This window comes from Rhodococcus sp. JS3073, from assembly GCF_026810085.1.
In the GTDB taxonomy this organism is placed as follows: domain Bacteria; phylum Actinomycetota; class Actinomycetes; order Mycobacteriales; family Mycobacteriaceae; genus Rhodococcus_F; species Rhodococcus_F wratislaviensis.
In genome coordinates this window covers 5,769,229-5,782,202 of sequence record NZ_CP113951.1, presented here as the reverse complement: position 1 = coordinate 5,782,202, position 12,974 = coordinate 5,769,229, and the positions used below count along the sequence as shown (strand labels likewise).

General features: G+C 68.3%; 13 protein-coding genes. 2 read left to right on the top strand and 11 right to left on the bottom strand.

Going from position 1 to position 12,974, the window contains the following annotated elements; all coding sequences use genetic code 11:
- Window positions 1-67 precede the first annotated feature (67 nt).
- From OYT95_RS26140 to OYT95_RS26120, 5 genes are all read right to left on the bottom strand, one after another.
- Window positions 68-898, bottom strand: a complete 831-nt coding sequence (locus OYT95_RS26140; RefSeq protein ID WP_128641357.1) for a mycofactocin-coupled SDR family oxidoreductase — start codon at window positions 896-898, stop codon at window positions 68-70.
- 2 nt (window positions 899-900) lie between these two features.
- Complete coding sequence (locus OYT95_RS26135; protein WP_268789536.1) at window positions 901-1,701, bottom strand: mycofactocin-coupled SDR family oxidoreductase; 801 nt, start codon at window positions 1,699-1,701, stop codon at window positions 901-903.
- Window positions 1,702-1,713: 12 nt separating this feature from the next.
- Window positions 1,714-1,968, bottom strand: a complete 255-nt coding sequence (locus tag OYT95_RS26130) for a hypothetical protein (protein ID WP_005258959.1) — start codon at window positions 1,966-1,968, stop codon at window positions 1,714-1,716.
- A complete protein-coding gene (locus tag OYT95_RS26125) occupies window positions 1,969-3,660 on the bottom strand; it encodes an FAD-binding protein (RefSeq protein ID WP_112300069.1) in 1,692 nt (563 codons plus the stop codon). It abuts the gene before it with no gap.
- Between the two features lie 118 nt (window positions 3,661-3,778).
- Complete coding sequence (locus OYT95_RS26120) at window positions 3,779-4,297, bottom strand: flavin reductase family protein (RefSeq protein ID WP_037225927.1); 519 nt, start codon at window positions 4,295-4,297, stop codon at window positions 3,779-3,781.
- Window positions 4,298-4,427: 130 nt separating this feature from the next.
- Here OYT95_RS26120 and OYT95_RS26115 point away from each other — a divergent pair, with 130 nt between their 5' ends.
- Window positions 4,428-5,165 carry a PadR family transcriptional regulator gene (locus tag OYT95_RS26115; RefSeq protein WP_268789535.1) on the top strand — a complete coding sequence of 246 codons (738 nt, stop codon included), beginning with the start codon at window positions 4,428-4,430 and terminating at the stop codon, window positions 5,163-5,165.
- Here OYT95_RS26115 and OYT95_RS26110 read toward each other — a convergent pair.
- The 5 genes from OYT95_RS26110 to OYT95_RS26090 form a co-directional block, all read right to left on the bottom strand.
- Window positions 5,162-6,115: an alpha/beta hydrolase gene (locus OYT95_RS26110; protein WP_268789534.1), complete on the bottom strand. Its 954-nt coding sequence runs from the start codon at window positions 6,113-6,115 to the stop codon at window positions 5,162-5,164. The genes OYT95_RS26115 and OYT95_RS26110 overlap by 4 nt on opposite strands.
- 20 nt (window positions 6,116-6,135) lie before the next feature.
- Window positions 6,136-6,927 carry an IclR family transcriptional regulator gene (locus tag OYT95_RS26105; protein WP_007297613.1) on the bottom strand — a complete coding sequence of 264 codons (792 nt, stop codon included), beginning with the start codon at window positions 6,925-6,927 and terminating at the stop codon, window positions 6,136-6,138.
- 171 nt (window positions 6,928-7,098) lie between these two features.
- Window positions 7,099-8,004, bottom strand: a complete 906-nt coding sequence (gene bphC / locus OYT95_RS26100) for a biphenyl-2,3-diol 1,2-dioxygenase (protein WP_268789533.1) — start codon at window positions 8,002-8,004, stop codon at window positions 7,099-7,101.
- Between the two features lie 37 nt (window positions 8,005-8,041).
- Window positions 8,042-9,223: an acyl-CoA dehydrogenase family protein gene (locus OYT95_RS26095; protein ID WP_268789532.1), complete on the bottom strand. Its 1,182-nt coding sequence runs from the start codon at window positions 9,221-9,223 to the stop codon at window positions 8,042-8,044.
- Between the two features lie 28 nt (window positions 9,224-9,251).
- Window positions 9,252-10,412, bottom strand: a complete 1,161-nt coding sequence (locus OYT95_RS26090) for a Rieske 2Fe-2S domain-containing protein (RefSeq protein ID WP_112300074.1) — start codon at window positions 10,410-10,412, stop codon at window positions 9,252-9,254.
- A 226-nt stretch (window positions 10,413-10,638) separates the two neighbouring features.
- On the opposite strand from OYT95_RS26090, the gene OYT95_RS26085 reads away from it, so the two are divergent.
- Complete coding sequence (locus tag OYT95_RS26085; protein ID WP_268789531.1) at window positions 10,639-11,145, top strand: hypothetical protein; 507 nt, start codon at window positions 10,639-10,641, stop codon at window positions 11,143-11,145.
- A gap of 74 nt (window positions 11,146-11,219) precedes the next feature.
- Here the strand turns inward: OYT95_RS26085 and OYT95_RS26080 are convergent, their stop codons facing one another.
- Window positions 11,220-12,842 carry a flavin-containing monooxygenase gene (locus OYT95_RS26080; protein ID WP_037226244.1) on the bottom strand — a complete coding sequence of 541 codons (1,623 nt, stop codon included), beginning with the start codon at window positions 12,840-12,842 and terminating at the stop codon, window positions 11,220-11,222.
- Window positions 12,843-12,974 lie beyond the last annotated feature (132 nt).

Genomic DNA, 12,974 nt, shown 5'->3' with positions numbered 1-12,974 from the left:
GTTCTACCACGGATCGCCAGGTGTGGGGGCGGACTCGGGGATTACCGGCCGATGCTGCCCGAGGCGGTCATCGGCTGACGCTGCCCGCGTCGACCGGCAGGGCGACGGACGTGATGTACCGCGCCTCGTCCGAGGCCAGGAACAGTGCGGCGTTGGCCACGTCGACCGGCTCGATCCACGGAATCGGCAGCATGTTCATCGTCACGGCGGCCGCCGCGAACTCTTCCCGGGTGGGGTGCTCGAGGTCGGGCCGGAACGCCCGCCGCACCATGTCGTTCTGAATCATGTCCGTGTCCACGTTCGTGGGATGCACGCTGTTGACCCGCACCCGGTGCGGCGCGAGTTCCTTGGCCAGCGACCGCATCAGACCCACCACCCCGTGCTTGGCCGCGGTGTAGTGGGCGACGCCGACGAGCCCGCGCAGACCGGCGATGGAGCTCGTCAGGACCATCGCCCCGCCGCCCCGCTCGATCAGGTGAGGGGCCGCCGCCCTGCACGTCTGCCACACCCCCGTCAGATTGACGTCGAGCATCGTCTGCCACGTCTCGGAGTCGAGGTCCAGCGCGGCACCCGAGGATGTGATGCCTGCCGTGGCGCACACGAAGTCCAGGCCGCCCAGCTCGCCGGCCGCCGCGGTGACCGCCTCGGCGAGCGCCGTTCCGTCACGCACGTCCACCTGCGCGGTCACGATCCGGCGGCCGGTGTCCCGGACCAGTTTCGCGGTCTCCTCGAGATCCTCCGGGCTCGCCGGTGGCGTCACCACCGTGCCGACCGGGCCGCACAGGTCGACGGCGACGACGTCCGCACCCTCCTGTGCGAATCGCAACGCCTGCGCCCGGCCGATCCCGCGTGCGGCACCGGTGACCAGGACGACTCTTCCGTTCACTCGACCTGTCATCTCTACACCTTCTGGGTCAGTCCGGCGTCGACCACGAGTTGTGTGCCGGTGATGTATCGCGATTCGTCCGAGGCCAGGAACAGCAGCGCATTGCTGACGTCCCGCGAGTCCAGCCACGGAACGGGCAGCATGTGGTTCGCCGCGAGGACGGGGACGACGTCGTCCGGGGTCGGATTCTCGAGGTCCGGCCGCAGCCGTGCCATCGTCTCCGGGTTCAGGGTCATGCGGGTGCCGACGGCACCGGGATGCAGCACGTTCACCCGGATGAACTGCGGTCCGAGTTCGTTGGCGAGGGTCCGGGCCAGCCCGACCACGGCGGTCTTGGACGCCGAATAGTGGGCGGCCCCGGCCACCGCCTTGATGCCTGCGGTCGAACTGACGATCACGACGGAACCGCCGCCGTCCCGCATCGCCGGCACCGCGGCCTTCGCCGTGTTCCAGACGCCGGTGAGGTTGACATCGAGCGATCGGTGCCAGACCGCGTCGTCGATCGTCCACGCCGGGCCGGGGTTGTCGCAGACACCCGCGTTCGCGACGACGACGTCGAGGGGGCCCAGTTCCGCGACTCCGGCATCGACGGCCGCCCGCAACGCGGACGGGTCGCGCACATCGGCGTGGGCGGTGACCGCCCGCCGGCCGAGTCTGCCGACCAGCCTTCCGGTTTCGGCGAGATCCGCCTCGGCCGACGGCAGATCGACGACGACGACATCGGCGCCCTCCTCCGCGAGCCGGACCGCGTGACTGCGTCCCATGCCGTTCCCGGCACCGGTGATGAAGGCGACCTTGCCTGCCATCCGTGACATCGGTTGTCCCCTCTAATCCAGGCGGCCGGGAGTCGGGTAACTGCGCAGGGAGAGCCCCACCCGCCCGTCCTCCACCGCATCGTCGATCGATCCGCGGAGCGCACCGCAGGTGGGGACGAACATCGAGTGCTCCCCCTCCTGCGCGCGCCGGGCGAACTCCGGGCAGGTCTGCTCGGCGTCGCCCAGCCACTGCACGCTCGTGTGCGCCTCGCTGTATTTCTCCACGAGTACCGCGTTACCGCAGCGCCGGCATTCGACCGGAAGCACTCAGCTCACCGCCCCGGTCACATTGCGGGGCCCCGCCCCGGCCGCATGCCGAGCGCCGACCCAGCCGAACACCATCGCGGGACCGATCGTCGCGCCCGCACCGGCATAGTCGTTGCCCATCACGGACGCGGACGTGTTGCCGGTGGCGTAGAGCCCGGGGATCGGTTCGCCGCTGCTGCGGCACACCTGGCTGTGTTCGTTGCACACGAGCCCGCCCTTGGTGCCGAGGTCGCCGGCTTCCATCCGCACCGCGTAGTACGGGGCCCTGTCGACCTCGTCCATGGTCGGGTTGGGCAGTCGCGGGTCGCCGTAGTACCGGTCGTAGGCGCTGTCGCCGCGACCGAAGTCGGCGTCGACTCCCGCCCGAGCGAAACCGTTGAACCGGGTGATCTCCGCGGACAGCGAGTCCGCGGGAACGCCCATCTTCTGCGCGAGTTCGCCGAGGGATGCGGCTCGCTGCATCAGCCCCGTCTCGAACCATTCCGCGGGGAACTTCTGCCCGGGCATCACACCACCGAACTGGTAGCGACTCTTGGCCTTCGAGTCGAACACGAACCACACGGGGTCGTGGCCACCGGCGATCTGGTCGTGGACGAACGACACGTACGGGGACGCCTCGTTGGTGAACCTCTTGCCGTGCTGGTCGACGATCAGCGACGGCGGGATCGAGCGCTCCGACACGAGGACGTGCATGACGCCGTCCGGCCGCCGGAACGACGGCATCCACCAGGCGTCGTCCATCAGATCGACGGCGGCGCCGACCTGCTCCCCCGCGACGATTCCGTCTCCGGTGTTGTCGGGTGAGCCGGCGCTGTAGTTGTCCTTGCCGCCTTCCCGGAGGTACTGCTTCCGCATCTCCTCGCTCTGCTCGAATCCGCCGGTGGCCATCATGACGCCGCGGCGGGCGCGGATACGCAGTTCCCGTCCCCCGGACTCGACGACCGCGCCCGTGACAGCTCCTGATTCGTCCGTGATCAGACCCTTCAGCGGGGAGTTCAGCCACAGCGGAACCCCCGCCTCCTGGAGCGTGAGCCGCAGCCGGCCGACGAGGGCCTGCCCCAGGGTCTCCATCCGCCTGCGCCGCAGCATCGCCACGACCGACCGCCAGCCGACACCGAGCGCGGTCCTGCGTCCGGCCCAGGTGCGGAAGACCATGTTGAGGTGGCGGAACTCGGTGGACGTCATGTACAGCCCACCCGGCATCGCGAGCGAGTTCGGCCGCTGCAGGTCGCCGTCGGCGCCGAGCTGGTTCATGTCGAACGGCAACGGCTCGACCGTCCGCCCCTTCGGCCGTCCGCCCACGTTCTCGGGGTGGTAGTCGGAATAGTCCTCGCACCACGAGAACCGGAGATGCGGGCAGTTCTGTTCGAAGAACCGCATCATGGCCGGCCCCTGCTCGATGTACGCGTCGAGGCGCTCGGCCGGCACGCTGTCGCCGACGATCGAGTCCAGGTACTTCCGGACGTCGCCGGGGTCGTCGGCGCGCCCTTCACGGACGAGGATCGGCGAGTTGGGAATCCACAGGGCGCCACCCGACAGTGCCGTCGAACCGCCGTACACCCCGGACTTTTCGACGACGAGGGTGTCGAGTCCTCGCTCGGCCCCGGCGAGGGCGGCGGTCATTCCGCCGGCACCGCTGCCGATCACCAGGAGATCTACCTCCCGGTCCCAGTTCTGCTCGTCTACGCTCATCGTGCACACCTTCCGAAGTGGTCTCGATCACACCCTGCCGGTGTCAATTACTTTTTCCCACAGCCCTTCCCGCGGAGCGGGAGACAGCGGCACCGCCGCCGAGCGGGAGAAAGCGCGGCTATGTGGCCGCGGTGAAGATGCCGAGCCCACCGCGGTACACCAGGAGCGGCGGCGCATCCCTGAGCACGTCCAGGCCGGTGACGCGCGCGACGACGATGGTGTGGTCACCGGCGTCGTGCTCGAATTCGACGGTGGCCTGCACCCTGGCCAGCACGCCGTCGAGTGCCGGGGCACCGTTGCGGGCGTGCGACCACCCGACGTCGGCGAACTTGTCGGCGCCGCTCGTCGCGAACGTCCCGCACACGTCGCGCTGGTCGTGGGCGAGGACGTTGACGCAGATGTGTTCGCTCGCCCGCAGCCGCGGCCAGCTGGTCGACGTCCGTGCGGGGCTGAACGACACGTACGGCGGGTCCAGCGACAGCGACACGAAGGACTGGCACGTGAAGCCGTGGGGGCTCTCGCCGTCGTGTGCGGTGATCACCGTGACGCCGGTGCAGAAGTGCCCGAGCACCGACTTGAGTTCGGCGGGGTCGATGCGTCGTGCCACCGGCGGCACGGGTTCTTCGGTTCGGGTCATCGTGTCTCCTCGGATCGACGGGTTGCGTTCAGCCTGGCCGCGGCGCCTTCCGGCGGGGAATGCCTCGTCCCGCCCAGCGGCAGGGTTTCGCGCTGTCCGGCAACCGGCGCGCGGTTGATAGGCTCGGGAAATGCCATCGTCCGACCCCACACAGAGTTCCGGGTTCGCCGGCCTCCGATCGACGAGCTGGCCGGTACTCGGCATCCTGTCGTTCGGCGAAGAGCTGTCCGGCTACGACCTGAAGAAGTGGGCGTCGTACAGTGTGCGTTTCTTCTACTGGAGCCCGTCGTTCAGTCAGGTGTACTCGGAGCTGAAGAAGCTCGAGGACCTGGGATACGTGACGTCGCGGACCGTCGTGGACGACGAGGCCCGGGTGAAACCCAAGCGGCTGTACAAGATCACGGACGCGGGCATGGACGTCATGCGCAGGTGGGCGCGGGAGGCGCCGATCGATCCGCCCGTCCTCAAGCACGGGGTGATGCTACGCATGTGGCTCGGTCACCTCACCGAGCCGGAGCAGCTCAAAGAAGCACTCGAGGAGCACATCTCGTACGTGGAGGGGATGAGCAGGCAGGCCGCACTCGACGCCCGCGATTCGGACGTCGAACCCACGTGGGCGTTCGCGCACATGGTCAACAAGTGGTCCGAGCGGTACTACGCGGCCGAGAGCGAGCTCGCGAAGCAGATGCTCGCCGACATCGACGAGGCAGTCGAACGGATGCACGGCGAAGGGACGCCGGAACATCCCGGTGTGCCGAAACCGACCGCATCACACTCGATCCGGCGCTCCCGGGCAGCGCAGCAGGAGTACCAGGCCGCGATGAGGGCGGCCCGGGACGCGAACGACGAGGCGGAGCGCGAAGACTAGTCGGACGGGGTGTGCGCCGGTTCCGCCATCAGAGTCCGGAGCTGAGGCCACAGTTCTCCCCGCGCGGTCTGCGCCGCGGCCATCGCGTCGATCGTCAAGAATCCGTGGAACATTCCCTCGACCCGCCGGCACTGGACGGGGACACCGGCGTCGGCGAGTGCCGCGGCGTACTTCTCCCCCTCGTACCGGAGGGGGTCGCGTTCGGCGGTGATCACGATCGCGGGTGGGAGCCCGCCGAGGTCCTCGGCCCGTACCGGGGCGGCATAGGCGGGCACGGCCTCGCGGTGCGTGGGCAGGTACTGATCCCAATACCATTGCATCGCAGAGCGGGTGAGGAAGTGATCTTCCGCGAACTGCTCGTAGGACTCGGTGTCGAAGACCGGTTCGATGACGGGGTAGACGAGTAGCTGTCCGGCGACGGCGGGGGCCTCCCTGTCCCGGGCCATCAGCGCGGCGACGGCCGCGAGGTTGCCCCCGCTGCTGTCGCCTGCGACGAGAAGACGGTCCGGATCGCCGCCGAACTCGCGGGCGTGCTGCGCGACCCAGCACGTCGCTGCGTAGGCGTCGTCTGCTGCGGCGGGAAACTGCGCTTCCGGGGCGAGTCGGTAGTCGACGGAGACGACGACGGCGCCGATCCCGTTGCACATCGCGCGGCAGAAGCCGTCGTGGCTGTCGAGGTCGCAGATCACGAACCCGCCGCCGTGGAAGAAGACGACGACGGGCAGGGGCTCCGCGGGGTGCCCCGCCGGCGAATAGATCCGCACGGCAACCGGTCCGGCCCCACCGGGGATCTCCCGGTCGCGCACACTACCGACCGGCTCGGGGTCGGCGACGGCCTTGCGTCCCGCCTTGGTTGCCGCTCGCGCCTGGGCGCCCGTCATGGTCTCCACCCGGGGAAAGTTCTCGTTCAGTCCCCGGAGGATGGTCTCGGCCTGCTCGTCGAGCGGCATTCGTGCTCCTTCGTCCCGCCTCAGGCGGAGTATCGGTCGGCGCGTCCGGCGGCCGGCGTCGCGGTCGACATGTAGTTACGCCAGGTGCCCTTGGCGGACATGCGAATCGGCGCGGTCAGGCGGTGATCGAGCTTGATCTGACTGCTGGGACCGCACACGGAAATGGCCGCGACCACGTTGTCCTCGGTGCCCACCGGCACGGCGACACAGCTGACGCCGACGAGATCCTCTTCCCGGTCGTAGGCCGCTCCGCGTTCGCGGGTCTTCTGCAACTCGGCGCGGAACGCGGCGGGTGAGTCGATGCTGAATCGTGTGCTGCGCGGCAGGCCCGCTTCGACGACGCGGTCGACCACGGACTCGGGCGAGTGGGCCAGCAGTACCTTGCCGACACTCGTACAGTGCGCGGGCTGGCGGCCGCCGACGCGGGACGGCAGTCCGACTCCGAACCGTCCGGCGATCTTCTCCAGGTAGACGACGTCGATCCCCTCGAGCACCGCGAGGTGCACGGCGTGCCCGGTGAGGCGGTGGAGTTCGTGCAGGAAGGGCAGGGCGGCCCGGTGCAGGCGGTCCTGGTGCACCGCCAGCGACCCGAGTTCGAACAGCCGCATGCCGAGTTCGTAGTCCCGGCCCTCCCGGCGGAGCCACCGCAGCTGGACGAGACGTTCGAGCATCCGGTGCGCGGAGGAGCGCGGAAGCCCCGTCCGGCGCACGATCTGCGCGAGCGTGAGCCTGCCCGGACCGTCGAAGGCGTCGAGGAGAAGGGCGGCGCGATCGAGGCCGGCGGTGGGGGTGGGGCTGAGTGTCGTCGTCATGGGGACCTCCGTAGCGGCGCTGCTCGGTGCGGCGACGCGGTGTGTGACTGGCGACACTTACTATAAATAGGCATATACCTATTTGCAATAGTGCTGGATGACGGGCCCCGAACAGCCCAAAGGTCCGGCGCACGCATCGAGCAGATACGCACACCGGGCCCGGACACCCCTTTACATGGCCGCCAGCGGCTCGCTTCCGGACCAGTCGTGGCCCCAGTAGCTGTCGGCGGTGATCTCCTCCGCGGAGTAGTACTTCTCGTCCACCTTCATACCCTCGGTGCCGAACTCGATGTCCCAGCCGCCGGGGGCCCGCACGTAGAACGACACCATCTTGTCGTTGGTGTGACGGCCGAGGGTCGAGGAGACGGAGAATCCGTCCTTCACGACGCGGTCGAGCGCCTGCCCGACGGCGTCGAGCGTGTCGACCTCCACCATGATGTGCACCAGACCCGGCGCGCCGCCGTGCGGTGCGGGGCACAGCGCCAGGCTGTGGTGACGCTCGTTGACGCCCAGGAAGCGCACCCGCATCGGGCCGAACTCCGGCGGCGCCGGGATGCGGAAGGCGCCGCGGGGCAGGAAGCCGAGCACCTCGGTGTAGAAGTCGAACGCACCACTGAAATCCATCACCGGTAGCACCACATGGCCGAGACCCTGCGGCCCCGTGACGAACTTCGCGCCGAACGGGGTCACCACCGGGCTGTGGTCGAGTACCGCGCCGTGGAAGATCTCGATCGTCGCACCGGTCGGATCCTGGAACGTGACGACCTCTTCGACGCGGCGGGCGTCGGCCTCTTCCACCGACAGCGGTTTGACGGCGATCCCGGCACCCTCGACCGCTTCCTGGACGCGGACCAGGCCTGCGTGATCGCGAACCTCCCACCCGATGGTGACGACCTCGTCCGTCTCGCCCGGCACGATCACGATGCGGGCCGCGCGCTCGTCCATGCGGAGGTACAGGGCGTCCTCGTCCGGGCCCGAACCCTCGGCGAATCCGAGCACGTCGAACGCGAACGTGCGCCACCGCTCCAGGTCGTTGGTCTGGATCTTGACGTAGCCAAGCCCCTTGATATCTGTCATGTGTTGTCCTTCTGCTGTTTTCGAGGTCCGACGGCGGTCAGATCATCGACTTGAGGTTGTCGGCCGGGTCGAGGCCGAGCGAGCTGAGCGCCGAGGCGTGGTAGACGGTGCTCGGCACGTGGATGGCGTGTGCCAGGCCGGCGTGCGCGTCCCGCCAGTACCGCTGCAGCGGCTTGTCCATGCGCAGCGCGTTGCCTCCGGAGCGGGCGAAGATCTGGTCCACGGCGGTGACCGCCCGCCACGCGGCACGCACCTGCGTCCGGCGCCCGGCCGCGCGGTCCTCGAACGTGACTTCCCTGCCCGACTCGACGAGGTCCCAGATCCTGTCGACGTTGGCGAGCAGTTCCTGGCGGGCGGCGTTGATGTCGGCCGCGGCCTCGCCCACGGCGAACAGCACGTAGGGGTCGTCCTTGATCGCAGTGCCCTGCGCTCCGACACGGTCGCGCTGGTAGTCGAGGTGAGCGGCCAGGGCGCCCTCCGCGATTCCCACCACGGCGGAGGAGATTCCGAGCGGGAACATCGTCGACCACGGCATGTTGTACAGCGTCTCGGTGCGCCCGAACTTCTGCACCGCGGTGCCGTTCATGACCTCGTCGGCGTCCATCACCCGGTAGTCGGGGACGAAGGCGTTCCGGACGATGATGTCCTTGGACCCGGTGCCTTTGAGCCCGACGACGTTCCACGAGTCCTCGACGATCTCGTAGTCGCTGCGCGGCAGGATCATGTGCAGCATCTTCGGCGGCAGGGCCATCGCGCCGTCCTTGTCGCCGAGCATCGCGCCGAGGAAGATCCAGTCGCAGTGATCGGTTCCCGACGAGAACTGCCAGCGTCCGCTGAAGAGATAGCCGCCGTCGACCGGGGTCGCGATCCCGGTCGGTGCGTAGGGCGAGGCCATCCAGGTGTCGTTGTCGGCCGCCCACACCTCGTCCTGCACCTTCGGGTCGGCGAACGCCAGCTGCCAGGGGTGCACGCCGACGATGCCGCACACCCAGCCCGTCGCCGGGTCGAGGGACGCGGCGGCCATCACCGTCTCCGCGAACTCGCGGGGGTGAGACTCGTGGCCGCCGTACTTGCCGGGCTGGAGCAGCTTGATCGGTCCGGCCTCGCGGAGCTTCTTCGCCGTGTCGTCGGGCAGCCGGCCGATCCGCTCGGCCTCGGGGGCCTGATCGCGGAGCTGATCCGCGATCGCCATGATGTTGTCGAGAACCTCGTGGGTCATCTGTCGTGTCCTTCTTCTCGGTGCCGGCTCAGGCGTTGGTGTCGAGCGGCACGACGCCGTTGGCGAGGTTGTCGGCGACCTCCGCCTCCCAGCTCTGCACCGCCCTGGTGGTGTCGATCTCGAATTCGAAGCGCTTGGTCATGTCGTCGGTGATGTCCTCGACATCCACGTAGAACTGCTGGTACCAGCGACGCAGCTGGTACACCGGCCCGTCCTCCTCCGACAGCAGCGGGTTGTCGATGCGCGACTTGTTCAGCCAGATGTCGACGTCCTGCTTGAACCCGAGTTCCACGCCCTCGGCGAACTGGGCAGCCATGCCGTTCGCGACCTCGTCCGACAGCCCCTCGGGCTTCTTCACCATGGCGCCCCACTGCAGGACGAACGAATCGGCACTGACCGGGTAGTGGCAGTTGATCAGCACCGTCTCGATCATCATGCCGTTCGCTTCGCTCCACAGCTTGTCGATCATGTACGACGGGCCGAAGTACGACGCGTCCGAACGCAGCGTCGAATTGGGGTCGTCGTAGCTGGTGCCCACCGAGATGTCGTGGCGGGGCGTCGACTGCATGTACTGGGTGGCCACGTGCCCTTCGAAGACGTTCTTGAAGTAGCGCGGGAACGAGAAGTGGACGTAGTAGAAGTGCGCCATGTCGACCACGTTGTCGACGATTTCGCGGCAGTGCGAGCCCTCGACGAGCAGCGAATTCCAGGTCCAGTCGGTCCATTCCGGGGAGCCGAATCCCTCGATCTCGGGAATCGTCACGTCGGCGGGCGGCGGGTTGCCCTGCGGGTCGTTCCACACGTAGAGCTGCCCGTTGCGCTCGATGGTCGTCCAGGCCCGGGTCCGCGCCAACGGCGGGACGCGTCGCGCATACGGGATCCCCGTGCACTTGCCGTTGCCGCCCCAGCGCCAGTCGTGGAACGGGCACGCGATGGAATCGCCCTTCACGGTGCCGTGCGCCAGGTTGCCACCCATGTGGCGGCAGTAGGCGTCGAGCACACTGAGGGTCCCGTCGGACGTCTCGAACACCACCAGCGACGTCCCGAACGCATCGATCTGATGCGGGGCGCCGTCCCGGAAGGTCTTCGCCAGCCCCAGGCAATGCCACCCGCGCGCGAAACGCGTTGGTGCCGATCCCACTTCGATCATCCGGACTTCGTCGCCGTCAACGGCACTGTTGCGCGCCATGTCTACCTCCGCCTCGCTGTACGTCAAGAACACCCTCGGGGTGTGGTGTAGCTCATAGTCGGCGCACGCGGTCCGCTGCGGTACCCGACTCTCCCACTCAGCGAGAGGCTTTCGCATCCACCCGCCACGGCGGTACGTCGGCGTCCCGATCACAGGGACCACACCCCCCGTTTACCGGCCTCGGCGACTACCGTGCGGATCACACACCCGTGAATTGGGAGGAACGATGGCCGCACTCATCTCTTCGCAGTCGTACACAGCGGAGATTCGCCGGCTCTGCGCCGACGCCGTCCCGAGCGGGGTGGTCGTCGCACCCGAACCGGGAACGGCCGTCGAGCAGGACTTCCTCCTGCTACGACCGCACCGGACGTCGGACGACGTCCTCTCCGCGCACGTCCGGAGGGTCGGCGACCACGACCTGCTCGTCCGCTTCCGCAACCGCGACGAACAGCTGGTCTTCGAGTTCTGGACGAACAGCTTCACCGGGACCGTCACGCCCGACGATCAGGCGGTGGACCTGATGGAGCGCTACTGCGCCGAGCAGTTCCCCGGTTCCCTCCGCAGGTTCCGCACCCGCATCCGGCGGGCCGTGCCGTCCGGTGCGGACTTCACCTCGTCGCTGCAACAGACGTACGTCCAGGACGGCGCACGCATGGCGGACGTCACCGTCACGTGCACGCGGGGCGGTGAGGTGCTCGCGCAGGCGTGGGCCACGTACGCGCTGCCCGACTGAGCTCGACTCCGTTCTCCCACGAAATGGTCAGCCGCGCAGGCAATTGCCTGCGCGGCTGACCAATGTCTGGGAAACTATCCCACCGGGTCGGCCAGCCTCGTCCGGGACCGGCTGAACTCGAAACCGCGGAACCCCTCCTCCGCGACGTCCGCGCAGATCCGCCCGTACGCGCCGAAGCCCCCGAGATACGGCATGAACACGCGGGGCTTGCCCGGGATGTTCGCGCCCATGTACCAGGAGTTCGCCAACGGGAACAGCGTTTGCGCGGCCAGCTCGCGGCAGTGCTCCACCCACTGCTCGGTGGCGGGGACGGACGCCTCGATCGCGTCGTGGTCCTTCTCCCACAGGTGCTCGATGCAGTCCGCGATCCAGTCGACGTGCTGTTCGGCGCCGAGCACCATGTTCGCCAGCACCGACGGGCTTCCCGGCCCTGTCACGACGAACAGGTTCGGGAACCCCGGAACACCCAGACCGAGATAGGTTTTCGGTCCCTCACTCCAGTACTCCGACAGCGACACACCGCCGCGCCCGACGATCCGCATGCGGTCGAGGGCACCGGTCATGGCGTCGAATCCGGTGGCGAACACCAACGTGTCGAGGGCGTAGTCGGCGTCGGCGGTGGTGATGCCCGACGCGGTGATCGATTCGATCGGCGCCGCCTTCAGATCCACCAGGGTGACGTTCGGCCGGTTGTACGTTTCGAAATAGTGGGTGTCGGTGACGATCCGCTTGGTCCCGATCGGGTGATCGTTCGGGATCAGCTTGTCCGCGACCGCGGGGTCGTCGACCAGCAGTCGGATCTTCTCCTCCGCGAACTCGCGTGCCGTCGCGTTCGCGGCCTCGGTCTTCGTCTGGTCCGGGAAGGTTTTCGCGAACAGCACCCCGCCGAGCTTCCACCGCGTCTCGTAGGCCTCCCGGCGTTCCTCGTCGGAGACCTCCAGCGCGGACTTCGGGTGCGCGTTGTACGGGGAACCGCCACCGCTCTCCCGGGACAACCGTCGGCGCTCGTCGTATCCCGCCTTGATCGCGCGCCGCATCTCGTCGTCCCACGTCTGGTTACCCGCCGGGACGCTGTAGTTGGCGCTGCGCTGGAACACGTACAGATGTTCGGCCTGCTCCGCGATGAGGGGAATCGACTGAATTCCCGAGGAACCGGTGCCGATGATCCCGACCCGTCTGCCGGTGAAGTCGACACCCTCGTGCGGCCACTGACCGGTGTGATGCGTATCGCCGGTGAACGATTCGCGGCCCGGGATGCTCGGCATGTTCGCGGTGGACAGCGCGCCGGTCGCGAAGATGCAGTACCGGGCGGACAGGACGTCGCCGCGGTCGGTGCGTACCTCCCACCGCAGCGATTCCTCGTCCAGTTCCGCGGACGTCACCCGGGTACCGAACAGGAAGCGGTCGCGCAGGTCGAACCGGTCCGCGACGTGATTGATGTACGCCAGGATCTCGGGCTGGGTGGCGTATTTCTCGCTCCAATCCCATTCCTGCTCGAGTTCCCGCGAGAACGAGTACGAGTAGTCGACGCTCTCCACGTCGCACCGGGCGCCGGGATAGCGGTTCCAGAACCACGTTCCGCCGACGCCTCCCGCCGCCTCCACACCCTGGACGGTCAGACCCAGGCTCCGCAGCTTGTGGACGGCGTACAGACCCGCGAATCCGGCGCCGACGACGACCGCGTCCACGTCGCCGATCCGATTCGCACGAGCATCAACTTCGGTGCGTGCACTCACGGGCGCGCTCCTCTCCCATTCGACAGACACATTCGGCAGCAAAGGCCTGTCTGGGACGGTAGGTCGCGGCACCGGGGCGGCCACAGGTTCGTT

Excerpts from the sequence above, each read along its gene's own strand:
- OYT95_RS26115 (WP_268789535.1), top strand. The coding sequence starts at position 4,428 with ATGCCATCGTCCGACCCCACACAGAGTTCCGGGTTCGCCGGCCTCCGA.
- OYT95_RS26135 (WP_268789536.1), bottom strand. The coding sequence starts at position 1,701 with ATGTCACGGATGGCAGGCAAGGTCGCCTTCATCACCGGTGCCGGGAAC.
- OYT95_RS26125 (WP_112300069.1), bottom strand. The coding sequence starts at position 3,660 with ATGAGCGTAGACGAGCAGAACTGGGACCGGGAGGTAGATCTCCTGGTG.
- OYT95_RS26105 (WP_007297613.1), bottom strand. The coding sequence starts at position 6,927 with ATGACGACGACACTCAGCCCCACCCCCACCGCCGGCCTCGATCGCGCC.
- OYT95_RS26085 (WP_268789531.1), top strand. The coding sequence starts at position 10,639 with ATGGCCGCACTCATCTCTTCGCAGTCGTACACAGCGGAGATTCGCCGG.
- OYT95_RS26090 (WP_112300074.1), bottom strand. The coding sequence starts at position 10,412 with ATGGCGCGCAACAGTGCCGTTGACGGCGACGAAGTCCGGATGATCGAA.
- OYT95_RS26120 (WP_037225927.1), bottom strand. The coding sequence starts at position 4,297 with ATGACCCGAACCGAAGAACCCGTGCCGCCGGTGGCACGACGCATCGAC.
- bphC (WP_268789533.1), bottom strand. The coding sequence starts at position 8,004 with ATGACAGATATCAAGGGGCTTGGCTACGTCAAGATCCAGACCAACGAC.
- OYT95_RS26140 (WP_128641357.1), bottom strand. The coding sequence starts at position 898 with ATGACAGGTCGAGTGAACGGAAGAGTCGTCCTGGTCACCGGTGCCGCA.
- OYT95_RS26095 (WP_268789532.1), bottom strand. The coding sequence starts at position 9,223 with ATGACCCACGAGGTTCTCGACAACATCATGGCGATCGCGGATCAGCTC.
- OYT95_RS26110 (WP_268789534.1), bottom strand. The coding sequence starts at position 6,115 with ATGCCGCTCGACGAGCAGGCCGAGACCATCCTCCGGGGACTGAACGAG.